Origin of the sequence: Pseudomonas sp. NPDC090208, from assembly GCF_044746785.1 — a bacterium.
Taxonomy (GTDB): Bacteria; Pseudomonadota; Gammaproteobacteria; order Pseudomonadales; family Pseudomonadaceae; genus Aquipseudomonas.
The window spans coordinates 226,567-247,981 of sequence record NZ_JBIVCU010000007.1 but is presented as its reverse complement, the minus strand read 5'-3'; the positions used below and the strand labels follow the sequence as shown (position 1 = coordinate 247,981).

The 21,415-nt window shown below is 60.1% G+C and carries 18 protein-coding genes and 4 tRNA genes; 9 read left to right on the top strand and 13 right to left on the bottom strand.

Annotation, left to right across the window (positions count from 1 at the left end; translation table 11 throughout):
• The first annotated feature begins 109 nt into the window (after positions 1-109).
• The 4 genes from csrA (at position 110) to ACIPL0_RS14460 (ending at position 846) form a co-directional block, all read left to right on the top strand.
• Positions 110-298 carry a carbon storage regulator CsrA gene (csrA, locus tag ACIPL0_RS14475; RefSeq protein ID WP_020290522.1) on the top strand — a complete coding sequence of 63 codons (189 nt, stop codon included), beginning with the start codon at positions 110-112 and terminating at the stop codon, positions 296-298.
• A 62-nt stretch (positions 299-360) separates the two neighbouring features.
• A tRNA-Ser gene (locus ACIPL0_RS14470) sits at positions 361-451 on the top strand.
• A gap of 107 nt (positions 452-558) precedes the next feature.
• Positions 559-635 (top strand) — tRNA-Arg (locus ACIPL0_RS14465).
• A gap of 134 nt (positions 636-769) precedes the next feature.
• Positions 770-846, top strand: a tRNA-Arg gene (locus tag ACIPL0_RS14460).
• Between the two features lie 42 nt (positions 847-888).
• On the opposite strand, the gene ACIPL0_RS14455 is transcribed toward ACIPL0_RS14460, so the two are convergent.
• A complete protein-coding gene (locus tag ACIPL0_RS14455) occupies positions 889-1,371 on the bottom strand; it encodes a DUF4124 domain-containing protein (protein ID WP_400597199.1) in 483 nt (160 codons plus the stop codon).
• 320 nt (positions 1,372-1,691) lie between these two features.
• Here ACIPL0_RS14455 and mgtE point away from each other — a divergent pair, with 320 nt between their 5' ends.
• Entirely contained in the window at positions 1,692-3,134 is a 1,443-nt protein-coding gene (gene mgtE / locus ACIPL0_RS14450) for a magnesium transporter (protein WP_400597200.1), read from the top strand.
• Positions 3,135-3,277: 143 nt separating this feature from the next.
• Here the strand turns inward: mgtE and ACIPL0_RS14445 are convergent, their stop codons facing one another.
• The 3 genes from ACIPL0_RS14445 to ACIPL0_RS14435 all read right to left on the bottom strand — a co-directional run bounded on the left by ACIPL0_RS14445 (position 3,278) and on the right by ACIPL0_RS14435 (position 4,714).
• Positions 3,278-3,604 carry an Arc family DNA-binding protein gene (locus tag ACIPL0_RS14445; protein WP_093464019.1) on the bottom strand — a complete coding sequence of 109 codons (327 nt, stop codon included), beginning with the start codon at positions 3,602-3,604 and terminating at the stop codon, positions 3,278-3,280.
• A gap of 446 nt (positions 3,605-4,050) precedes the next feature.
• On the bottom strand, positions 4,051-4,248 hold the full coding sequence (locus tag ACIPL0_RS14440; RefSeq protein WP_400597201.1) for a PA3371 family protein: 198 nt from the start codon (positions 4,246-4,248) through the stop codon (positions 4,051-4,053).
• 55 nt (positions 4,249-4,303) lie between these two features.
• Positions 4,304-4,714, bottom strand: coding sequence for a hypothetical protein (locus ACIPL0_RS14435; protein WP_400597202.1), 411 nt, complete (start codon positions 4,712-4,714; stop codon positions 4,304-4,306).
• Positions 4,715-4,844: 130 nt separating this feature from the next.
• On the opposite strand from ACIPL0_RS14435, the gene ACIPL0_RS14430 reads away from it, so the two are divergent.
• Together ACIPL0_RS14430 and ACIPL0_RS14425 are read left to right on the top strand one after the other, a co-directional pair.
• Positions 4,845-4,921: transfer RNA gene (locus ACIPL0_RS14430), tRNA-Arg, on the top strand.
• 816 nt (positions 4,922-5,737) lie between these two features.
• Entirely contained in the window at positions 5,738-6,619 is an 882-nt protein-coding gene (locus ACIPL0_RS14425) for an alpha/beta fold hydrolase (protein WP_400597203.1), read from the top strand.
• A 60-nt stretch (positions 6,620-6,679) separates the two neighbouring features.
• Here the strand turns inward: ACIPL0_RS14425 and ACIPL0_RS14420 are convergent, their stop codons facing one another.
• The 7 genes from ACIPL0_RS14420 to ACIPL0_RS14390 form a co-directional block, all read right to left on the bottom strand.
• Entirely contained in the window at positions 6,680-7,624 is a 945-nt protein-coding gene (locus ACIPL0_RS14420; protein ID WP_400597204.1) for an enoyl-CoA hydratase/isomerase family protein, read from the bottom strand.
• Positions 7,625-7,817: 193 nt separating this feature from the next.
• Complete coding sequence (locus tag ACIPL0_RS14415; protein ID WP_400597206.1) at positions 7,818-8,237, bottom strand: organic hydroperoxide resistance protein; 420 nt, start codon at positions 8,235-8,237, stop codon at positions 7,818-7,820.
• Positions 8,238-8,430: 193 nt separating this feature from the next.
• Positions 8,431-9,144, bottom strand: a complete 714-nt coding sequence (locus ACIPL0_RS14410; protein ID WP_400597207.1) for an SDR family NAD(P)-dependent oxidoreductase — start codon at positions 9,142-9,144, stop codon at positions 8,431-8,433.
• Between the two features lie 49 nt (positions 9,145-9,193).
• On the bottom strand, positions 9,194-9,850 hold the full coding sequence (locus ACIPL0_RS14405; RefSeq protein ID WP_400597209.1) for a DsbA family oxidoreductase: 657 nt from the start codon (positions 9,848-9,850) through the stop codon (positions 9,194-9,196).
• Positions 9,847-10,062, bottom strand: coding sequence for a 4-oxalocrotonate tautomerase family protein (locus ACIPL0_RS14400; protein ID WP_400597210.1), 216 nt, complete (start codon positions 10,060-10,062; stop codon positions 9,847-9,849). The genes ACIPL0_RS14405 and ACIPL0_RS14400 overlap by 4 nt, the downstream gene beginning before the upstream one ends.
• Before the next feature lie 354 nt (positions 10,063-10,416).
• Entirely contained in the window at positions 10,417-12,054 is a 1,638-nt protein-coding gene (gene mqo, locus ACIPL0_RS14395) for a malate dehydrogenase (quinone) (protein WP_400597211.1), read from the bottom strand.
• Positions 12,055-13,045: 991 nt separating this feature from the next.
• Positions 13,046-14,686: a methyl-accepting chemotaxis protein gene (locus ACIPL0_RS14390; protein ID WP_400597212.1), complete on the bottom strand. Its 1,641-nt coding sequence runs from the start codon at positions 14,684-14,686 to the stop codon at positions 13,046-13,048.
• Between the two features lie 350 nt (positions 14,687-15,036).
• Here ACIPL0_RS14390 and ACIPL0_RS14385 point away from each other — a divergent pair, with 350 nt between their 5' ends.
• Positions 15,037-16,641: a response regulator gene (locus tag ACIPL0_RS14385; RefSeq protein WP_400597213.1), complete on the top strand. Its 1,605-nt coding sequence runs from the start codon at positions 15,037-15,039 to the stop codon at positions 16,639-16,641.
• Entirely contained in the window at positions 16,638-17,330 is a 693-nt protein-coding gene (locus ACIPL0_RS14380) for a sensor histidine kinase (RefSeq protein ID WP_400597215.1), read from the top strand. Before ACIPL0_RS14385 ends, ACIPL0_RS14380 begins: the two co-directional genes overlap by 4 nt.
• Positions 17,331-17,613: 283 nt before the next feature.
• On the opposite strand, the gene ACIPL0_RS14375 is transcribed toward ACIPL0_RS14380, so the two are convergent.
• Positions 17,614-19,137, bottom strand: coding sequence for an efflux transporter outer membrane subunit (locus ACIPL0_RS14375; protein ID WP_400597217.1), 1,524 nt, complete (start codon positions 19,135-19,137; stop codon positions 17,614-17,616).
• Between the two features lie 117 nt (positions 19,138-19,254).
• Positions 19,255-21,414, bottom strand: a complete 2,160-nt coding sequence (locus ACIPL0_RS14370) for a glycosyltransferase family 2 protein (RefSeq protein ID WP_400597218.1) — start codon at positions 21,412-21,414, stop codon at positions 19,255-19,257.
• Between the last annotated feature and the right edge of the window lies 1 nt (position 21,415).

Here is a 21,415-nt window from a genome sequence, read left to right as displayed (position 1 = left end):
CGGCGCTAGTCAATACTCAGGCGTGGACCTGCTGCTGATGCTGGCTCGGGCCGATGCCTTTTGGTTGTGCAGACTGTTGTCCCTGAATGTAAGGCGTGAGGAGATAGGTATGCTGATTCTGACTCGTCGGTGCGCGGAGAGCCTGATTATCGGTGACGGTGAAATCACCGTGACCGTGCTTGGCGTCAAAGGTAATCAGGTGCGGATTGGGGTCAATGCGCCCAAGGAAGTCGCTGTTCACCGTGAAGAGATTTACCTGCGCATCAAGAAAGAGAAGGACCAGGAACCAAGCCATTAATTTTATTTGAATTTTTGGTTTGCAAACGGGGAAAAGGGTGGTTATTATACGCCCCGTGTTGCGGAGAGCTGGCCGAGTGGCCGAAGGCGCTCCCCTGCTAAGGGAGTACACCTCAAAAGGGTGTCGGGGGTTCGAATCCCCCGTTCTCCGCCATTATTTGCGTAGTACGTTGTAATCTGGCTTCTTCTGTAAGTTGTTGAATTTACTAGAAAAAGTGATTGACAAAGAGATTAAACGGCCTATAATGCGCGGCAACAAATGCACTCGTAGCTCAGCTGGATAGAGTACTCGGCTACGAACCGAGCGGTCACAGGTTCGAATCCTGTCGAGTGCACCATTTAAGCGTTGTTTGTAGTAATACAAATAGCTGCTTTAGAAAGAGCCTGGCTTCAACAGGTCTTCGGAAGTACCACTCACTTCCAGAAGTAAAATGCGGTAGCCAGAGGTGAACTGGTTTAAAAAGCGCCACCTGCACTCGTAGCTCAGCTGGATAGAGTACTCGGCTACGAACCGAGCGGTCACAGGTTCGAATCCTGTCGAGTGCACCATAAAATGAAAGGCCCGCATACAAATGCGGGCCTTTTGTCTTTCTACGGTTTGCCTTTTACGCAGCCGTTCTGATCGAACGTTACCTGTCTGCTGCGTCCCTTCTTTTCTTCATAGATGTACCTCCGCTCGCCGTTGCGGTCGACGATTCTGTCCGGTCGGCCCAGCAGGCTTTCGACATCGCGACGGGTCATGCCCGCAGGCGTCTGTTGATTGATGATCGCTCGACGGCGCTGCTCCGCATTCAATACGTTGCCGCAACCGTCATCGCGCTGGCCGACGATGACCAATTCCCTGTCTTGCGGTACGGGTTGCCTATCGTTTTGCAGCGTGGGGGCGGGCAGGCGTGTTCCAGGCGGGGCGTTATAGGCGCTGTGCTGTTTCAGGTTCTGGCCCGGCGGGCAGCTCAAGGTGGTAAACGTGATATGGCCGCGCTCGTCCTCGCAACGATTGACGGTGTTTGCCCATGTGCAGGCGGGCAGGCAGAGCAGGGCAGTAATAACGGTTTTGCGGATGTCCAACGGCATGAGCGCGTCCTCCTTGACGGGGTCGAGGCAGACTAGCGGCATGAAATTTTTCGGGCGAGCGTGTTTTCTTCTCCGGATGTGACGTCGTAGCAGTAACGACTCGGACGATGCTTAACATTGTGTTGCAAGCGATTGTTCCGCGTTGAATTTTTAACATGAAGCCCCGGCAAGCGGTGTATCATTGCGCCCGTCAGCCCCGCCGGGGCTTGTGGAATACCTCCATGGACTTACCCAGTAGCAACTCAGAATTAAGCTTTACCAATCAAGAATCGACTGATTGATCTTCCGGCGTGGTCCACTGCTGGGAGTGGAGTTCGCCTATGACCGAAATTGAAGTAAAGAAAACGCAGGACAGCCTCCAGGATCGCCTGGCGCAGGTTGTCGACCTGCTGCAGCGCCAGCGTGTGGTGGAAGACCTGACCCATCGTCAGGAAGGCCAGCATCAGGACCGCGTTGAAAACCTTGTTCACCGGCAGAATCTGGTCGAGCTGCAACGCAAGCTCGATGATCTGCACTCTGCCGACGTCGCCTATATTCTCGAAGCCCTTCCGCTGGAAGACCGCCTGACGGTCTGGCAACTGGTCAAGGCCGAGCGTGACGGTGACATCCTGCTCGAAGTTTCCGACGCTGTGCGCGAGACGCTGATCGCCGACATGGACGATCACGAACTGCTGGCCGCCGCCAAGGAGATGGACGCCGACGAGTTGGCCGACCTTGCGCCGGAACTGCCGCGCGACGTCGTTCACGAGCTGATGGAAGCGCTAGACAGCCAGCAGCGCGAACGCGTTCGTTCGGCCTTGTCCTATGACGAAGAGCAAGTCGGCGCGCTGATGGACTTCGAGATGGTCACCATCCGCGAAGACGTCAGCCTGGAAGTGGTGCTGCGCTATCTGCGCCGGCTCAAGGAGCTGCCAAGCCACACCGACAAACTGTTTGTTGTCGATTACGACGGCGTGCTCAAGGGCGTACTGCCGATCAAGCGCTTGCTGGTCAACGATCCTGAAAAGCAGGTCTCGGAAGTCATGGCCAGCGACCCGGTGAGTTTTCACCCGGACGGTGAAGCCTATGAGGCGGCCCAGGCCTTCGAGCGTTACGACCTGATTTCCTCGCCGGTGGTGGACAAGAACGGCAAGCTCATCGGCCGTCTGACCATCGACGAAATGGTCGACCTGATTCGTGAGGAAAGTGAAAGCGAAGTGCTCAACATGGCCGGTCTGCGCGAAGAAGAAGACATCTTCGCGTCGGTCTGGCGTTCGCTGCGTAACCGCTGGTCCTGGCTGGCGATCAACCTGATCACGGCGTTTATCGCCTCGCGGGTTATCGGTCTGTTCGAAGGCTCCATTGAGAAGCTGGTGGCGCTGGCGGCATTGATGCCGATCGTGGCGGGTATCGGCGGTAACTCGGGTAACCAGACCATCACCATGATCGTTCGCGCGATGGCGCTGGACCAGGTCAGCACTGGCAACACGTCCAGGCTGATGCGCAAGGAGTTGGGCGTTGCGCTGGCCAATGGACTGATCTGGGGTGGGGTGATCGGTGTGGTGGCTTACTTGCTCTACCACAGCTGGTCGCTGGGGGTGGTGATGACCGCTGCCATGACCCTGAACTTGCTGCTGGCGGCGTTCATGGGGGTATTGATCCCTATGACCCTGGCACGCCTCGGTCGCGACCCGGCCATGGGCTCCAGTGTGATGATTACCGCCATGACCGACAGTGGCGGGTTCTTCATCTTTCTGGGTCTCGCGACGTTGTTTCTGCTCTGAAAGAAGCGCCGCACCGAAACACAAAAACCGCCTTTACCGGCGGTTTTTTGTTTTCGGGCGGGTGGTCTTAACACTGCAGGCTTGAAACGACAGTCACAAAAAAGCCAGCTCAGGGCTGGCTTTTGCGTCTCTGGCGTCGCGACTTATTCGTCGTCGTTCGCCAGGCTGGTGTCGTGGGCGATCAGCGAAACCAGTGCGTTCTGTTGGCGATGAGCGAGCTGGCGGAAACGCTGCAGCAATTCGCGCTCATGCAGGGACAGCTCCGGGCTGTCCAGACGCAGGCTAGGCTCGTCACCCAGAGCGCCTTCCTGAATCAGGCTTTGCTCCAGGCGAGCGATGATCTCGGAGTTCATGCTGCGATGATGCTGCTTGGCGACTTCCGCAATGCGCTCACGCATGCCTTCAGGGAGACGGACAACGAACTTGTCAGCGGTGCGACTGGAATAATTGGCCTGTTTCATAGGGCTCATATATTTAACCGAATTAGTTCAAAGGAGTAGGCGGTTCGTGCATCAGGCCGCGAGATGTCATCGTCTGACTGTCATTTTGGCAAAATGTTCCACCGGCCAACATAAAGGTCCGCCATCATGCATCAATACGTCGGATCCTTGGCGTCAAATCTGTGACAAATATTGAACTAGATAAAGGCGTTTAGCCAGCACCAATTATCAGAAATGCGTTCTGGTTTGCAAAGTTCCCGACCGCCGTCGATCCGATCGATAGCCGCGTGGCACGCGGGTTTGCGCCATGATGGCTATCTGTCTTCAGCGTAGAGGGGTCTGCAAAAAATTTCGAGAAACCGATCAAGAAAGAGACGAAGGGTCGGTTCGAGGCGTATCTCTGCTGCAATGGCTTGGCGGCGAGACCGTATCAGATGGCGTTAAAAAAAGCATATCAGCTGTGTGTCAGGTAGGTATCAAGGCTTGGCCTGACGCAGTACAGGATCGAATTTGATCCGCCGGCCAACCACCAGCGCTACCACGAACAGGCTGGCGAAAACCCCGGCTGCAATCTCGAAACAGGTGCCTGTCGCGGCCATTGTAGGGGGCAGCAAGCGGGCAGCGGCCATGGCCATGACAGCCAGAATCAGAAAGGACAAAGCGGCTTTGGACATGGAAATTCTCAAGGGACAGATCGAAAGTGGATGCTGATGCGTGGGAGGCCCGGATTCAAAATACCCAGCGCTCGGAGCGATCGACCGTGACCGCCTCGTCGTTGTCGGTGGTCAGTATGGTCTCTGCATGCTGGGCAGGCATTGCGGCATAACGCGGCGCCGATTTGATCAGATAGTGAGGTTGAGCCTGAACGGCGACGCTCTCGGTCCGGGTACCATCCTGAAAGTGAAAGGCGATCAGCGCCACCAGGGCTGCGGCATTCAACAGGGAGAGGGTCATGTTCATCTCGGATACCTTCGTTTGGAGTTGGTTTTTGAAGGGTGTCGCACGAAGGTAGGTAATGCAGCCTGCATGCCAATCGACAAATCGAAAAAAGATCAATAAAAACAATAGGTTGAGAGATTTTTTCAAGCCCGTTGGATTGCACTTTGCAATGATGTCAATGTGCAGTCTTGCAATTTGCATGACGTGATCCTCCTTGTCGTCACGGTGTTGACGGCCTACAGCCTGAAACGGCAATGACAACATGACAAAACAACGACTTGCCGTTAACATGCTCGCCGTTCGCTGGCGCGGTTCAGAGCGTTGGCATCGTGTCTCAGTAGCTCAATTGGATAGAGCATCCCCCTCCTAAGGGGAAGGTTGTGAGTTCGAACCTCGCCTGGGACACCACTCTCTTTTATCTTCCGGCTTTTACCCTCCGTCCCTAATGCGAAAGGCTGCCTCGTCAGTTCAATATCGCCAGTGCCGTTCTAGTTCTTTCTATATCGCTGGATGAGTGCAGTCGGCGGGTCGCTGATTGTAGGCCTGTTACTTCAATTCATTCCGTTCGCCATGACACTGGAATCATGAGTCGTTGAAGGTGTCTGTTTGCCCCTTAAACAAGTCGTCACCTGACTAGTCCGATGTACCTGTTGGATCCCCCATTGGATAACTGCATCGAGCAACTCCCCGGCACGGCCCCCACGCGCAGCGCGCCGCCCGCAAGACATCGGCTGCACCCAATGTTGGTGGCAGTTTGGCTATCGCGCCAGTTTTGCCATATATTGCTTTGCACTTAATAAATGCGATTTATCGCTTGCGGCTATTAGGGGCAGAAGGTGTTAATGCACTGAAACATGCCTGGCAAGTCATGCAGTCTTCAAATCAATGTTGAATAACTCATCCGCGCTGAGGATATATAGCCCTTGTATGGGAATGTATCTGGTCTGTTCGGGATACGCAGGCATACAATCGTGTGGGTTGGCACATTCAGTACCGTGATCTAATTCAGTTTCTCGAACACCCGGTCATGCGCAAGTTGCGTGGCGAACCCTGCTGACAAAAAAGGGCAGCGCATTGTGCGCCGGTGTCGGGTTTGCGGAATTTCTCTATTCTGAAAACGGGGGGCTTGCCACCATGAAACTGTTATCCACGATCACGCTTGCGTGCGCGCTGGGTGTTGCGATGCCGGGGGCCGCCCAGGCGGCCGAGTCGGGAGGGTATTCGATGCAGCAGACGTCTGTTTCCTATCGCTCGATCAATGTCGATGGCCTGAATATTTTCTATCGTGAAGCGGGGCCGACCGATGCGCCAACGCTGCTGATGCTGCACGGCTTCCCCAGTTCGTCGCGGATGTACGATCCGTTGCTGGCGCGCCTGGCCGGGCACTATCACCTGGTGGCGCCGGACTATCCGGGCTTCGGCCACAGCGATGCGCCGGATCCCAAGACCTTCACCTACACCTTCGACAAACTCGCCGATGTGATGCAGGACTTCACCCAGGCGCTAGGGCTGAAGCGCTATTCGTTGCTGGTGCAGGACTACGGCGGTCCGGTCGGTTTCCGCATGGCGGTCAATCATCCGGAACGATTGCAGGCGCTGATCGTGCAGAACGCAGTGTCACACGAAGACGGACTTGGCCCGTTATGGCAGAAGCGTCGCGAGTTCTGGGCCAATCGTGAGGCCAACGAAGCCGGCCTGCGTGCGACCTTCTTCTCCTTCGCCACCACCAAGCAGCGTCACGTCGGCGCGAGCCCCAATGCCGAGGCATTCAACCCGGATCTGTGGACTGACGAGTTCGCCTTCCTGAATCAACCGGGGCAGGCCGATATCCAGAGCGATCTGTTTTACGACTACCGCACCAACGTCGCCAGTTATCCGAAGTGGCAGGCCTGGATGCGCGAGTATCAGCCGCCGACGCTGGTGGTGTGGGGCAAATACGATCCGTCGTTCCAGGTGGCCGAGGCCGCAGCCTATCAGCGTGACCTGCCCAAGGCGCAAGTGCATGTACTGGACGCAGGGCACTTTGCACTGGACGAGAAGCCCGACGAGATTGCAGGCTTGATTGACCAGTTCCTCAGCAAGACCGTCAAGGCGCAGGATAAGTAAGCGAAAAAATCAGCTGCCCGGGTCGCCGGGCAGCTGATTCTGGTAACGCAAACGGCGAGGTTATTTGGCTTCGCCGGTTTTGCCGGTGTAGACCGGCAGGCGTTTTTCCACGTCGGCTTTTTCTTGCAGGCCCATGTCCATCAGTTGCTTGATGCGGTTCTGCGTGGCGGGACGCTGGACCGAATCGATGAAGCCTTTCCATTCGGCGCCGATGTCTTCGTCGGCCGGCAGACTGGACTTGTTCACCAGCGCCTTGATGTCGGCAATCGTCTCGCGGTCGAAGCGGGCGATGCGGCGGGCCATGGCGTCGACGAAGCCGTCCAGTTGCGCGTCTGGCAGCGAGCGGTTGACGTAGCCGTAACGCTCGGCGAGGTCGCCGTTGATGTCTTCGCCGGTCAGCAGCACTTCAAGGGCGCGGCCCCGACCGATCAGGCGCGGCAGGCGCGAACTGGGGCCGCCGCCGGGCACCAGGCCGGCGGCGATTTCCCACTGCGACAGCACGGCTTTTTCACGGCTGGCGAAGCGCATGTCGCTGGCCAAGGACAGCTCACTGCCGACACCCGTGGCGCGACCGCGGATTTTCGCGATCGACACCACGGGAGCCTTGCTCAGGCGCACCAGCATGTCGGGCAGCGGCGGCAGGCCGGTGGTGCCATTGGGCATGCTGGTGGTGTCGGAGAGCGGTGGAACGAAGTCGTAGTGGGTCAGGAAGAAATCCGGCACGTCGCTTTCAAAGACCACCACGCGGACCTTGCTGTCGGATTCGATCGCGGTGATCACTTCGTTCAACTGCGGCATGGTTTCCGGGCCATAGATGTTGAACGGCGGGTTATGGAACGTGACACGCCAGTATTCCGGGGTGACGCGGGTCAGGATCACTTCTTTCTTGGTGGCAGCGGTCTTGCCGGCTGCGGCTTTGGTGGTCGAGGTGTCGGCGGCCTGGGTGGCACCGGAAAGGGTCAGACCGCTGATGATCAGGGCGGCGGCGAGCAATTGCAGTTTCATTTGGAACCTCCAGCAGGGGAAGGCACGATTGAGTGACTGCGGCGGTAGCGCCAGATTGGCCCGAAAAGACCGGGTCAGTGTGAAGCCGGGACGAGTCAGCCCTCAGCGGTCCATCAGGACCACTGTTGGCAATTTGCTATCGAGCCGGCTTCTGCGCTACATCAAGACACGCAGCTTTTTAATCACGTCCGGCTCAGGCCAGCGTGACGACCGCGTTGATGTTGCCGCGGGTGGCCTTGGAGTAAGGGCACGCGGCATGCGCTGCATCAACGACTTTCTGCGCGGTGTCGCGGTCCAGGCCTGGCAGGCTGACCTTCAGGCGAGCCTGGATCAGGTAACCCCCTTCGTTGGTCCCCAGGTCCACTTCGGTATCGACGGCTGTATCGGCCGGAACCTTGACTCCCATTTTCGGCGCGACCACCCCGATTGCGCCGATGAAGCAGGCTGACCAGCCGGCGGCGAACAGTTGCTCGGGGTTGGTGCCCGGGCGATTGGAGCCCGGCGAGGACAGTTTGATGTCAAGTTGTTCGTCCGAGCTTTTGGCGATGCCGTCGCGACCACCAGACGTATGGACTTTGGCGGTGTACAGCACTTTGTCGATGTCTTTGCTCATGATGCGCTCCTTACGTTAAATGCCAGCAACTCAAGACCGCTCGCTATCGAGTCGATGCAATTGTCGCTCGCGTTTGGGGCGGGTCTGTTTCGCCCGTTTAATGTCGAGGCTGATTCAGTTGCAGCTGTGCAACATCACACCGCGTGTCACGGCCTGCCGGCTTCGGCAAACCGTGACCCAAGGGGCTTCTGTATCAGTGACCGGCGCTCTGGCCGCCATCGACGTGAAGGATCTCGCCGGTGACGAAGTTGGCGCTGTCCAGGTACAGGACCGCCTGCACGATGTCGGCGGTTTCGCCCATGTGGCCCATCGGATGCAGGGCGCCCAGTGCCGCGTGGGTTTCTTCGCCGTGCATCGGCGTCTTGATGATGCCCGGGGAGACGGCGTTCACGCGGATGCCGCGTTTGGCGTACTCGATGGCCAGGGATTTGGTGGCAGCGTTCATGCCGCCCTTGGTCAGCGACGCCATGACCGATGGCACGCCTTCGATGGCGTGGTCCACCAGCGTAGTCGTGATGCTGACCACGTGCCCGCCGCTGCCTTGTTTTTCCATCTGGGCGATGGCCAATTGCGACATGCGGAAGAAGCTGGTCATGTTGGTCGCAACGATCTGTGCGTAGTCTTCAGCGGTGTATTCGGTGAACGGCTTGGCAACGAAGATACCGGCGTTGTTGACCAGGCTGTCGATGCGGCCGAACTTCGCCACGCCTTCACGGATGACTTTTTCGGCGGTCGCCGGATCGCCGATGTCGCCCTGCACGGTGAGGATGTCCGGGTGGGTCGACGGTTTGATCGAGCGGGAGGTCGCGATGACCTGATAACCGAGTTTGCGGAAGCCATCGACGATGCCTGCACCCAGGCCCTGCGATGCGCCAGTGACTACGACTACTTTTTTCTGATTGCTCATGATGATTCTCGACAATGTATGAATGTGTAGGGATGTGGAAAACGTTGTTTCAGGCGGCCGCAGTGGCCTGTGCCATTTCTCGCAGCACCTGCTCGTAGTACTCGACCGATTGCGAGCCGGAGACCAGTTGGCGGTCGTTGAGCACCATCGCAGGGACCGAATTGATCCCGCGTTCGTGATAGAACGTTTCGAGCTCACGGACTTCGTTGGCGAACGTTCCGCTTGCCAGCACTTCGCGGGCTTTCTCGGTGTCCAGTCCGGCTTCGGCCGCCAGGCGCACCAGCGTTGAGTGGTCGCCGGGGTTCTGGCCGTCGGTGAAATACGCCTTGAGCAGGATCTTTTTCAGTTCGACCTGACGACCTTCCTGCACGGCCCACAGCAGCAGGCGATGCGCGTCGAAGGTGTTGTAGAAGTGACTGCGCTTCTCCAGGTCGAACCGGAAACCGATGGCTTGCCCGCGGGCGATCACCATTTCGTTGCGTGAAGCAACTTCTTCGGCAGTGCGACCATATTTGCGCATCATGTGCTTGACTGCGTGCTCGCCCTCGGCCGGCATGTCCGGGTTCAGTTCGAAGGGCTTGTACGTCAGCTCGACGGCGACTTCGCCGACAAGGTTCGCTATGGCTTGTTCCAGCGCGGTAGCGCCAAGGGCACACCAGGGGCACACGACATCGGACACGAAGTCGATTTTGACCGGGCGGCTCACGACTTCGACTCCGCCAGGGTCTTGCGGTACTCGGTGGTGGTGATGCCAGCATAGCCCCAGTTATCGGTGTCGACCTCTTCGATCACGATGTGGGTCAGGTGCGGATCCTTGTTCAGCACGGTCTGCATGGTCTGAGTGATTTCTGCGATGACCTGGGCTTTCTGCTCTTTGGTGACGCCGTCGCGGGTGATACGAACGCTGATGAAAGGCATGTCGATGACTCCAGTGTTGTCCCCCGTCGGGTGACGGGGCGGCAGGTGGAGTGGACTTTAGAAAGTTGCCGGCGAGGGATAAAGACGAGGGCGGGAACATCATTTGTGATGCGGTGTAACTAATCGCGCGAAGGTGTCAACGCGGCGACTTGTGGGGGCGGGCTTGCCCGCGAAAGCGGTGACACGCATAACATTGCAGCCACAGAACGATCGCTTTCGCGGGCGAGCCCGCTCCCACAGGTTTCGCTGCGAGCGATGATTCCCGGCGCAACACCCACAAAAAAGCCACGGAGCTTTCACCCCGTGGCTTTCTTCAACGATGCACATCAAGGCCGATGTGCAAGGCGTCTGGCATTACAGCGCCATGTCGTTCGCAGGCTTGTCTTCCAGCGGCTTGGTTGCCGACGGAATGGTGCCGACGCTCTGGTCGATGACCGGCGGCGGGTCCAGCTGCAGCACTTCGGCGGTGTAATTCCACTCTTTCTGCACGGCGGCAGGCGAGTCGTTCAGCTTGGTGCCGTAGCTCGGCACGACCTGGCGAATCTTGGCTTGCCACTCAGGTGTCGCGACCTTGTCCTTGAACACCTTCTCCAGCACGTTGAGCATGATCGGTGCGGCGGTCGACGCACCTGGCGATGCGCCCAGCAACGCAGCGATGCTGCCATCCTGAGACGAGACGACTTCGGTGCCCAGTTTCAGCACGCCGCCTTTCTCGGCATCACGCTTGATGATCTGCACGCGCTGACCGGCCTGCCACAGACGCCAGTCTTCTTTCTTGGCGTGCGGGAAGTACTCCTGCAGCGCCTTGAAGCGGTCGTCGTCGGACAGCATCAGCTGGCCGGCGAGGTACTCGACCAGCGGGTACTGCTCGATACCGACCTTGGTCATCGGCCAGAAGTTGTGGGTGGTCATGCTGCTGAACAGGTCCAGGTAGGAGCCTTCTTTCAGGAACTTGGTGGAGAACGTGGCGAACGGGCCAAACAGAATCACACGCTTGCCGTCCAGCACGCGGGTGTCCAGGTGCGGTACCGACATGGGTGGCGCGCCGGTGGAGGCGATGCCGTAGGCCTTGGCCATGTGCTGCATGGCGACGGTCGGGTTCTCCGTCACCAGGAACGAACCGCCCACCGGGAAGCCAGCGTAGTCACGGCCTTCCGGAATGCCGGATTTCTGCAGCAGCTTCAACGCGCCGCCGCCGGCACCGATGAAGACGAACTTGGCGTCGGTGGCGTTGGTGGAACCGTCTTTCAGGTTCTTGTACGCGACATGCCAGGAGCCGTCTTCGTTGCGCGTGATGTCTTCGACTTCGGTGGACAGCTTCAGCTTGAAGTTCGACTGAGTCTGCAGCGAGGAAACGTACTGACGAGTGACTTCGCCCCAGTTGGCGTCGGTGCCGATCGGCGTCCAGGTGGTCGCCAGTTTCTGGTTCGGGTCACGGCCTTCCATCATCAGCGGAACCCATTTGGCGATCTGTGCCGGGTCTTCGGAATACTGCATCGGACGGAACAGCGGGCTGGCCTGCAGCGCTTCATAGCGCTTCTTCAGGAACTTGATGTTGTCATCGCCCCAGACAAAGCTCATGTGCGGCGTGGAGTTGATGAACGAATGCGGGTTTTTCAGGACGCCGCTTCTGACCTGCCAGGCCAGAAACTGACGGGTGACCTGGAAAGCCTCGTTGATCTCGATGGCTTTGGAAATGTTGACCTTGCCGTCTTTGTCTTCCGGCGTGTAGTTCAACTCTGCCAGACCGGAGTGGCCGGTACCGGCGTTGTTCCAGCCGTTGGAGCTTTCTTCGGCGACACCGTCCAGACGCTCGATCATTTCCATCGACCAGCCCGGCTCCAGCTCATTGAGCCAGACGCCCAGGGTCGAACTCATGATGCCGCCACCGATCAGCAGCACGTCGACCTTTTTGGCCTCGGCGGCGTGTGCCTGCAGCATGCCCAGCGAAATCGCCAGACCCAGCAGGGCCTTGTTCGTCGTTTTCAACATTGCGTAATCCAATTGATAGAACGTTGACCGCCTGCCGCTTTTTATCGAGGCGAAACCGGCGCTGGCACGTCGGTTGACGTGAGCGAAAGCCCGGTACGCACCCTGAGGGCGAGGAGGTAGGGTTCAAGGTCGATGGGACGAACCTTGAGTTCTGTGTCCCTCCGCGCTGGCTTTTTATTCGGTCATTGGATTCAGCAGCTTGAGTAACAGCAAACACCCCCGCAGCGCCCGGTCATCAGGTCCAGGCCTTCTGCAAGAGGGCGGCGATTATAACTGAAATGTTATTTCCGACAAATAACAGGGCGATTTAGTCAATACGCCAATGTGTCACTGGTGGCAAACCGCCGCAGGCTGTAGGCGATTGTGGCTGCGAGGGGCCTGTTCCAGACGGTTCTGCGTTGACTGATCTACCGATTTCGCGAGCAGGGCTCCCTCCTACGAGGGCGGTGGTGGTCTCGGGAAATATGAATGACCGGCTGACCCGACACAGCGTTTTGGCGGTCGATAAATGCTTGATGACTTGACCCAAACCTGTGGGAGGGAGCTCTGCTCGCGATGGCGTCATGTCAGACACTGCTGCGTTGACTGATCCACCGCTATCGCGAGCAAGCTCACTCCTACAGGGGGCTGTGGTGGTTTTGAGAAATGCGCATGACCGGCTGACCCGATACAGCGTTTTTCCGGCCAATGAACATTTGATGGCCCGACCCCAAACCCGTGGGAGGGAGCCCTGCTCGCGAAGAGGCCATTTCAGGCACTGCTTTACCGTCTGATCCACCGCCATCGCGAGCAAGCTCACTCCTACAGGGCCGGTGGGGTCTCGGAAAATGTGGATGACCGCCAGACATGGCACAGCGTTTTGCCGGTCGATAGATGCTTGATGACTTGACTCAAACCCGTGGGAGGGAGCCCTGCTCGCGAAAGGGCCATGTCAGACACTGCTGCACTGTCTGATCCACCGCCATCGCGAGCAAGTTCACTCCTACACAGATCAAACCGTAAACTTGCCCACCATCCCGTTGAAAGCCACCGCCAGGCGCGAGAGTTCCTGGCTGGAGGCGTTGGTCTGGTTGGCGCCGGCGGCGGTCTGGGCGGAGAGGTCCTGGATGTTGACCAGGTTGCGGTCGACTTCGCGGGCGACCTGGGCCTGTTCTTCGGCGGCGCTGGCGATGACCAGGTTGCGTTCGTTGATCTGGCTGACGCCTTCGCTGATGCGTTCCAGTGCGCGGCCGGCTTCGGTGGCCAGGGTCTGGGTGTTGACGGCGATGGCCTGACTCTTGCCCATGGCTTGCACGGCTTCGTCGGCGCCGTTGCGGACCAGGGTGATCATCGATTCGATCTCTCCGGTGGACGCCTGGGTGCGGGCGGCGAGGGCGCGGACCTCGTCGGCGACCACGGCAAAGCCGCGGCCTTGTTCACCCGCGCGGGCGGCTTCGATGGCGGCGTTGAGGGCCAGCAGGTTGGTCTGTTCGGCAATACCGCGAATCACGTCGAGGACTTTGGTGATGTCGCGGATCTGGCCGGCCAGGGCTTCGACGCGCTGGGTCGAGTCGTTGATTTCCACGGTCATGGTGTTCATCGCCGTGACCGCCTGTTGCACCTGCTGCTGACCCTTGAGGGCGTCAGTGGCGGTCTGGGCCGAGACTTGCGAGGCGCTGGCGGCGTTGCGCGCGACTTCTTCCACGGCAGCGGTCATTTCATTGACCGCCGTAGCGGCCTGCTGGATCTCGTCGTTCTGGCGTTGCAGGCCACGGGTGCTGTCGTCGGTGACCGCCGTCAGTTCTTCGGCAGCCGAGGCCAGTTGGTCCGAGGCGCTGGCAATCTGTTGCACCGTGCCTTTAAGGCTGCCTTGCATGTGCGACAGCGCCTTGAGCAGTTGCCCGGTTTCGTCCTGGCCCTGGGCGACGATGGCCTGGGTCAGGTCACCGCTGGCGACCCGCGAGGCGCTTTCCACCGACAGATAGATCGGGCGGGTGATCATGCGGGTGACGATCAGGCCCAGAGCAATGGCGCTGATCACCGCAATCAGCGAGCCGACCATCAGTATCCAGCTCACCTGGCTGTTGGTGGCGACGCCAGCGGCGCTGGATTCATTGGCCTGGCGGGCGTTGGATTCGATGATGATCTTCAGTTCGCCCATGGTCTTGCGGTAGACCGGGGTGACGTTGTTTGCCGCCAGCTTGCCGGCCTGCTCGATGTCGCCACTCTGCACGGCAGCGAGGGCGTTCTGCGCAGCGGAAATGTAGGCTTGCCAGTCGCGCTCGAAATCGTCACCGGCGGCTTTTTCGTCGGCCTGTAGCGGTGTGCCACGGTAGATCCTGAAATCAGTATCGGCCTGGGCCTGATTTTCGCGGAACGACTGCAGCGCCGAGTTGATCTCGTCGGGGCTGGCCTTGAGCGCGCTGAGGGCGATGACCTTGAAGAAGTCGCGGTTGGTAGCGATGACGTTGGCCTTGACCGAGTCGACCTTGGCAATCGACAGCAGGTTGTTGCTCACCGTGTTCTGGAACAGATCATATAGACGCGTGATACCGGACTGTCCCAGCACGCCCACCACGATGGTGATCAGCGCGCACAGACAAAAAGCAGACAGCAGCTTGGATTTGAGTTTCAGGTTGATCAGCCAGGACATGGGGGCTACTCGGGGTCGGAAAGGTAGGCAGTCGGCAGGACGGCTCCCGCTTTACGGCGTATCGGCGGGGGTGAGGCGGACTTTACACATTTTGAAATAACTATGATGAAGGGCGTCATTTCACTGTTTTCCTGCTGTAATCGCCTAAGCTTTGCCATGGCTTAGCCGATAACCGGGGCAAGCGGCGTCTTGTCGCAGCGAAAGTGTGCCCGGTTTGCCTGAAATAACTTGATGGCGAATTGATGTTGGCTATCATCTGCACCGCCGAGAAAACCAGGCGGTGGGACGGTGCTGTAGCCCGTTGTGTAATGGCCCGAGGGCCGATTTTTACTCGCTTGACAGGAATCTCGATGCTGGCGTGGAACCAAAAAAGCTTTCTGATCGTCGATGATTTCTCCGATTTCCGCAGTTCGGTCCGCTCGATGCTGCGCGAATTGGGCGTCAAGGAAGTAGACACCGCCGACAATGGCGAGCAGGCGCTGAAGATGTGCTCGCAGAAGCGCTACGACTTCATCCTGCACGATTTCAATCTGGGCGACGGCAAGAAGAACGGCCAGCAGGTGCTCGAAGACCTGATGACCGACAAGCTCATCAGCCACGAAAGCGTGTTCGTCATGGTCACCGCCGAAAACAGCCAGGCGATGGTCATGAGTGCGCTGGAGTGGGAGCCGGATGCCTACCTGACCAAACCGTTCAACCGCGCCAGCCTTGCCCAGCGTCTGGAAAAGATCGTCCAGCGCAAGAACCTGCTCAAGCCGATTCTGCAGGCGCTGGACCGTGGCAAACCGGCCGAGGTGCTGGCTGCCTGCGTCAACCTGACCAAACAGGACCCGCGTTTTGCGCCGTTGTGCCTGCGCTACAAGGCCGATGCGCTGCGCGACCTGAATCAGAACGAGCCGCTGGAAGCCTTCCTCAAGTCGATCATCGCCGACCGCCCGCAGCCTTGGACGTACTCGGCGCTGGGCAAGCTGCTGTACAAGCGCGGTCGGCATGCCGAAGCGCAGGGTGTCTATGAAGACGCCATTCGTGCATTTCCGGCGATGCCGGTGCTGTTCGACGGTCTGGCGGATGTCCTGATTGCCAGCGGCGACCGCCGCCGTGCGCAGAAGATGCTCGAAGAAGCCGTGCGCCTGTCACCGTACGCCGTGCGCCGTCAGCATCTGCTGGGCAAGCTGGCGCTGGAAAACCAGGACTATGATGGCGCCTCACGGGCCTATCGTCAGGCGGTTTCCCAGGGCCAGTTCTCGCGCTTCAAGGACCCGGAAACCAACCTCGGTTTGGCGCAAGCCCTGATCAGCAAGGGCGCCGAACGCGGTTTTGATGCGCGCACGCGGGTCGAGATCAACCAGACTCTCGGCGATGTTGCCAAGGAACACGCCAACGACGCCGGCCTGCAAGTGCGTGCGCGGCTGATGAAAGCCACCAGCGTGATCAACTCCGATCCGGAAATGGCCGCCAAGCTGACCGAGCAGGCCATGAGCCGGCTGGAAGGCATGGAACAGTTCCTCAGTGCCGATGCCGCGCTGGCAGTGGCCGCGCAGCTGAAGCAGCTGGGTCAGGAATCGGCCGGTGCCGGTGTGTTGAAAAGCTGCGCGGAAATCTACGGCGACGACCCGGTGGTGATGCAAGGCATCGCCAAACAGACCGACGACCCGGAAATCCTCGGCGCCGGCAAGGCCGCCATCGATCTCAACATGCAGGGCATCCGCAGTTACCGTGCCGGCCAGTTGGGCGAAGCCCAGGACCTGTTCCGCAAGGCGCTGGCGCTACAACCGAAGAACATCAGTATCGCGTTGAACATGGCCCAGTCGCTGCTGCATGTCGGCGTGCAGAACCTCGACACCGCGAGCCTGCAAGAGTGCAAGAACAGCCTCAAGGCGGTCGGCAAGATGCCCGACACCGATCCACGTTACGAGCGTTATCAAAAGCTGCGACTCAGGGCATTCGGCGAATGAAAGAGCAGGATCCGGGGCTGGATTTTTCCATGGTGATCGCCTCCACCGTGCACGACATGAAGAACTCGCTGGCGACGCTGACCCAGGCCCACAGCCAGTGGGTCAAACTGCTGCCGCCGACCCATCAGGGCACGGCGGAGCAGGGCGTGATCGACTACGAATTCGCCCACCTCAACGGCATGCTCGTGCAGTTGCTGGGCTTGTACAAAATGGGCGTCAACCAGTTGCCGTTGCGCCCGGACTACCACGAGCTGGACGACTTCATCGAAGCGCAGCTGGCGTTCCATCAGGAAGTGCTCGCCAGCCGGGGCATCGTCGCCCGCTACGAGGTGGACGATTTCGGCCTGCCGGGGTTCTTCGACCGCGAACTGGTCGGCTCGGTGATTTCCAACGTGGTGATCAACGCCATCCGTTACGCCCGCAGCGAAGTGCTGATCAGCGCCGGACAGGTGGGTGAGCAACTGGTGATCCGGGTCAACGACGACGGCGCAGGCTTTCCGGCGCAGATGCTCGAACAGCAGAGCGACCTGGTGCTGGGCATCAAGCAGAGCAGCGGCAGCACCGGTCTGGGCCTGTACTTCGCGGCACACATCGCCCGTCAGCACCAGCGCCAGGGTGTGCATGGCCACATCGAAATCGCCAACGGCGGCGAGCTGGGCGGTGGGTTGTTCAGTATTTACCTGCCGTAAAGCATTCCCTGTAGGAGCGCGGCTTGTCCCGCGACCTGCCGGGAACCGGCAGTCAATCCATCCGAATTGGCCTTGTCAGGTACACCGCGCGAGAGGGTTTTACTCGGTGCCCCCTGTAGGAGCTGGCTTGCCCTGCGAGCGGCTGCGCAGCAGTCGTAAATCCGGAGTATGCAGTGTGTCAGGATTGCAAAGTCGTCGGGTTCTACGACGGGTTCCCCGCCGATCGCAGGGCAAGCCAGCTCCTACAGATCGGGTGGAGTCGCGACTCCCGTAGCCTTCCGGGTTACAGATTGCTCGCCAGTTTTGCCTGCTGCGGACTCCACCCCCCACCCAGCGCCTTGTACAGATTGATCTGATTGACCTCCCGCGCCAGTTCCAGATTCAGCCATTCCTGCTGGGCGGCGAACAGCGAGCGTTGTGCGTCCATGGTCGAAAAGTAGCTGTCGAGCCCGGCCTCGAAACGCAGCCGTGACTGGCGGTACGCCTCCTGATAATCACCGACCAGTCGCTGCTGCGCGGTCACCTGCGAGAGCATTTCCTGACGGGCGCTGAGGGCGTCGGCGGCTTCGCGGAAGGCGTTCTGCACGGTGCCTTCGTAGGCCGCGATATTGGCGTCGTGACGGGCGCGGCTGGCGTCGACACCGGCGCGGCGCTGACCACCGTCGAGCAGGGTCATGGAGCCGGCGGCCGCCAGTTGCCAGAACTCCGCAGGCCCGGTGAACAGTTTCGAGAAATCGCCGCTGAGGCTGCCCAGCGCACCGGTCAGCGACAGGGTCGGGAAATACGCACTGCGCGCCGCGCCGATGTCGGCGTTGGATGCGCGCAACAGCGCTTCGGCGGACATGATGTCGGGGCGCCGCTGAATCAGGCTGGACGGCAGACCGGCGGGCACGTCGGCGGTGGCCAGGGTCTTGCCCAGTTCGCCGACCGGCAGGAGCGATTCCGGCAACGGCTGGCCGACCAGCACCCGCAGGGCATTGAGGTTCTGCGCCACTTTCAGCCGGTAGCTGTTGACCTGTACGGCGGCGGTATTGGTCATGGCGTCGCCCTGATGCACATCGATCCGCGCCGTCGAACCGAGGTTGTAGCTGCTGCGCAGCAATTCGCCGTAATGGGCCTGGGCGTCGTAGGTGGACTGGGCCAGATTGAGCAGGCTCTGATTGGCCTTCAGGGTCAGCCAGGTGCTGGTCACTTCACCGATCAGGCCCAGCCGCGCTGTCTGATAATCCGCCGCGCTGGCCTCGAAGCGCGCATCGGCGGCGTTGCGCTGGCTGCGCAGACGGCCGAACAGATCCAGTTCGTAGGAGGTAAACCCGGCAGTGGCTTGAAACGTGTTGTCTGTGCTCCCGGAACTGACCCCGCCACCCTGGGTGCGCACCAGCGGCGGAATCTTGCTGCGCCCGGCGTAAGTGTTCAGGCCAATGGACGGAAACAGCGCGCCGCGCGCGCCGGAAGCTTCGGCGCGGGACTCTTCCACCGAGGCGGCGTACTGGCGCAGGCTGCGGTTGTTTTCCAGGGCCAGGTCGATCACCTGACGCAGGCGCGGATCGGTGATGAAGCTGTGCCAGTCCTCCTGAAACGCCAGCTTGGGATCGGCAGCCCCTTGAAGGTTGCTCGGCCATTGCTGATCGATGGGCGCTTCGGGGCGTTCGTAGGTCGGCTCCAGCGAGCAACCGCCGAGGAGGACCAGGGTCAGAACACTGAGCGCGAGGCAACCCGGTTTTTGCCCGAAGGGCGTGGGAGCCGGCTTGCTGGCGAACTGTCGGGAACCGACAGCAAAACCGGTCGACCTTGTGGTGTCAGACATACTTCACTCTCCGGGTTGACGACTGCTGCGCAGCCGATCGCCAGCAAGCCGGCTCCCACGGCCTTTGGCCAGAATCAAATGCAATTCATGGCATCCGGCAACTGTTTTTCAGACGCTCTACAACCGCATCCCGAACAACGCGCGCAATTGCGCCAGCACCACCGCCAGCACATCGCTCCTCGGTGCTGACATACGCGGCGCGGGGCCGGCGGGCAGGCGCAGGTTGACCTTGTTGAAACCCGGCAGCGGCCGACGGCCACGGCGTTGCTGGCGGGCGCGACGGCTGCGCATAGGTTGCGGCGGACGCTTCTCGCCAATCAGTGAACGGCGCAGCAGGCTGCTGAACGCAACCACCGGTTCAGCCTTGCCGGCAACGTTGGTGTTGGCGTCGCTGAACAACCGGCCAATCAGACGTTGGCGCAGCGTTTCGTCCAGATCGACAAACTGCAGACCAAGGCGGCCATCGCCGGTCTGCCGCCTGACTTCCACTGGCACCCGCCCGACCTTGTTGACCCACACTGTGCCGCGCAGCCCCGGCTTGATCCGCGCCGAATGCTCGCAGGCGAACGACGCGCCGGTGATGGAAATATCGGTCAGTCGCCCGGCGAACATGCGCCCGGCCAGGTGCAGCCCGGCCGGCTTGGTAAAGGGGAATCGCTCTTCGCCATGCAAGCGCGGGCGGTCGACGCAGGCCACCAGAGTGGCGACGTTGTAGACCAGTGCCACCACCGTCCAGCACAGGTTGAACTGCATGTTGCCGTCGAAGGCGTCGGCAGTGGCAATCGCGGTGAAGGCGCCGATCTGCGCGAACAGGGTGAGGAAGAAAAAGAACCCGAACAGCTTCCAGTGAACCACCGCCTTCGAGCGATCAATGCCTTTGGCAGTAACCTTGAACGGCCGGCCGAACGGGCGGATCAGCGCGCTGACGATGGTCGCGGTGACCGCCAGCGAGGCGACGATCTGCGTGACCTCGGTGAAGATCGGCAGGGTGCGCCGGTCGGTGACCCAGGTGCCGTAACCCCAGAAGGCGATCAGCGCCGGCATGCCGAAGGCGAGGAAATCCACCGGCTTGGCATAGAACCCGGCGATGCCGAAGTACCAATAGAGCAACGGCGAAATCAGCATCATCAGAATGAACGGCTTGGAGAACCAGTGCAGCATGCCGTGGATGTAATGCAGGCGGTCGTTGAGGCTGTAGCCGCGCCCGCGCAGCGGACCGTCCGGCAGCAGCGCCACCTGAATCGTGCCCAGGCACCAGCGGCCGCGCTGGTTGATGTACTCGGTCAGGCCTTCGGCGGACAGACCGATGGACAGCCGCTCGTTGAGCCAGCGGGTGACGTAGCCTTTCTGCAACAGGCGATAGGTGGTGTAGATGTCTTCGCACACGGAACCGGTGGGGAAGCCGCCGATTTCTTCGATGCGGTCACGCCGTACCACGAACGAGGTGCCGACGCAGAATGCCGCATCCCAGCCATCCTTGGCCGGCTGATAGACGTCGAAGAACACCCGCTGCTCGTCGACCCAACAGGTTTCCGAGCCGAGGTTGTGCTGGATCGGATCGGGGTTGTAGTAGAACTGCGGGGTCTGCACCAGCGCGACTTTCGGGTCTTCGAACAGGCCGAGGGTGCGCAGCAAAATCGGCTGCTGCGGCGCGAAGTCGGCGTCCAGCACCAGAATGTACGGTGCGTTGGTCGAGGCGGCGGACTGGCGCAGGCCGTTGTTCAGGTTGCCGGCCTTGGCGTGGCTGTTGTCCGGGCGGCGGGCGTAATACACACCCATCTGCGCGCAATAGTCGCGCAGCCAGTCGCGGCGGGTGTCGTCGAGCACCCAGACATTGAAGTTGGGGTAATCCATGGCCTTGGCGGCGATGATGGTTTTCTCCAGCACCTCCAGGCCTTCGTTATAGGTGCAGATGAACACGTCCACCGCCGGCACGTCGCGCCCGGCGGCGCGCAGGCGTTCGGCTCCGGCATCGGCACGACCGCTGTGGTCGCTGCGCACCAGCATGACCACGATCGACACCAGCGTGTAGGTGATCGCCAGCAGCTCGAAAAACAGAAAAGTGTACGACCACAGCGTGGCGAAGCCGGCATGGATGTCCGGCAGGGTTTCGCGCACGCGCCAGATCACGTAGTTGATCAGCAGCAGGGCGGTCATGACCCCGAACACTGCCCGCGCACCCCATTGATCGCGGTGGGTCAGCACGGCGAACAGCACCACCATCGTCAGGGTGCCGAGGTTGAGCTGCCACAGTTGCAAGGCGTCGAGTGCGTGCATG

Excerpts from the sequence above, each read along its gene's own strand:
- csrA (WP_020290522.1), top strand. The coding sequence starts at position 110 with ATGCTGATTCTGACTCGTCGGTGCGCGGAGAGCCTGATTATCGGTGAC.
- ACIPL0_RS14455 (WP_400597199.1), bottom strand. The coding sequence starts at position 1,371 with ATGCCGTTGGACATCCGCAAAACCGTTATTACTGCCCTGCTCTGCCTG.
- mgtE (WP_400597200.1), top strand. The coding sequence starts at position 1,692 with ATGACCGAAATTGAAGTAAAGAAAACGCAGGACAGCCTCCAGGATCGC.
- ACIPL0_RS14445 (WP_093464019.1), bottom strand. The coding sequence starts at position 3,604 with ATGAGCCCTATGAAACAGGCCAATTATTCCAGTCGCACCGCTGACAAG.
- ACIPL0_RS14440 (WP_400597201.1), bottom strand. The coding sequence starts at position 4,248 with ATGTCCAAAGCCGCTTTGTCCTTTCTGATTCTGGCTGTCATGGCCATG.
- ACIPL0_RS14435 (WP_400597202.1), bottom strand. The coding sequence starts at position 4,714 with ATGCAAATTGCAAGACTGCACATTGACATCATTGCAAAGTGCAATCCA.
- ACIPL0_RS14425 (WP_400597203.1), top strand. The coding sequence starts at position 5,738 with ATGCAGCAGACGTCTGTTTCCTATCGCTCGATCAATGTCGATGGCCTG.
- ACIPL0_RS14420 (WP_400597204.1), bottom strand. The coding sequence starts at position 7,624 with ATGAAACTGCAATTGCTCGCCGCCGCCCTGATCATCAGCGGTCTGACC.
- ACIPL0_RS14415 (WP_400597206.1), bottom strand. The coding sequence starts at position 8,237 with ATGAGCAAAGACATCGACAAAGTGCTGTACACCGCCAAAGTCCATACG.
- ACIPL0_RS14410 (WP_400597207.1), bottom strand. The coding sequence starts at position 9,144 with ATGAGCAATCAGAAAAAAGTAGTCGTAGTCACTGGCGCATCGCAGGGC.
- ACIPL0_RS14400 (WP_400597210.1), bottom strand. The coding sequence starts at position 10,062 with ATGCCTTTCATCAGCGTTCGTATCACCCGCGACGGCGTCACCAAAGAG.
- mqo (WP_400597211.1), bottom strand. The coding sequence starts at position 12,054 with ATGTTGAAAACGACGAACAAGGCCCTGCTGGGTCTGGCGATTTCGCTG.
- ACIPL0_RS14390 (WP_400597212.1), bottom strand. The coding sequence starts at position 14,686 with ATGTCCTGGCTGATCAACCTGAAACTCAAATCCAAGCTGCTGTCTGCT.
- ACIPL0_RS14385 (WP_400597213.1), top strand. The coding sequence starts at position 15,037 with ATGCTGGCGTGGAACCAAAAAAGCTTTCTGATCGTCGATGATTTCTCC.
- ACIPL0_RS14380 (WP_400597215.1), top strand. The coding sequence starts at position 16,638 with ATGAAAGAGCAGGATCCGGGGCTGGATTTTTCCATGGTGATCGCCTCC.
- ACIPL0_RS14375 (WP_400597217.1), bottom strand. The coding sequence starts at position 19,137 with ATGTCTGACACCACAAGGTCGACCGGTTTTGCTGTCGGTTCCCGACAG.
- ACIPL0_RS14370 (WP_400597218.1), bottom strand. The coding sequence starts at position 21,414 with ATGCACGCACTCGACGCCTTGCAACTGTGGCAGCTCAACCTCGGCACC.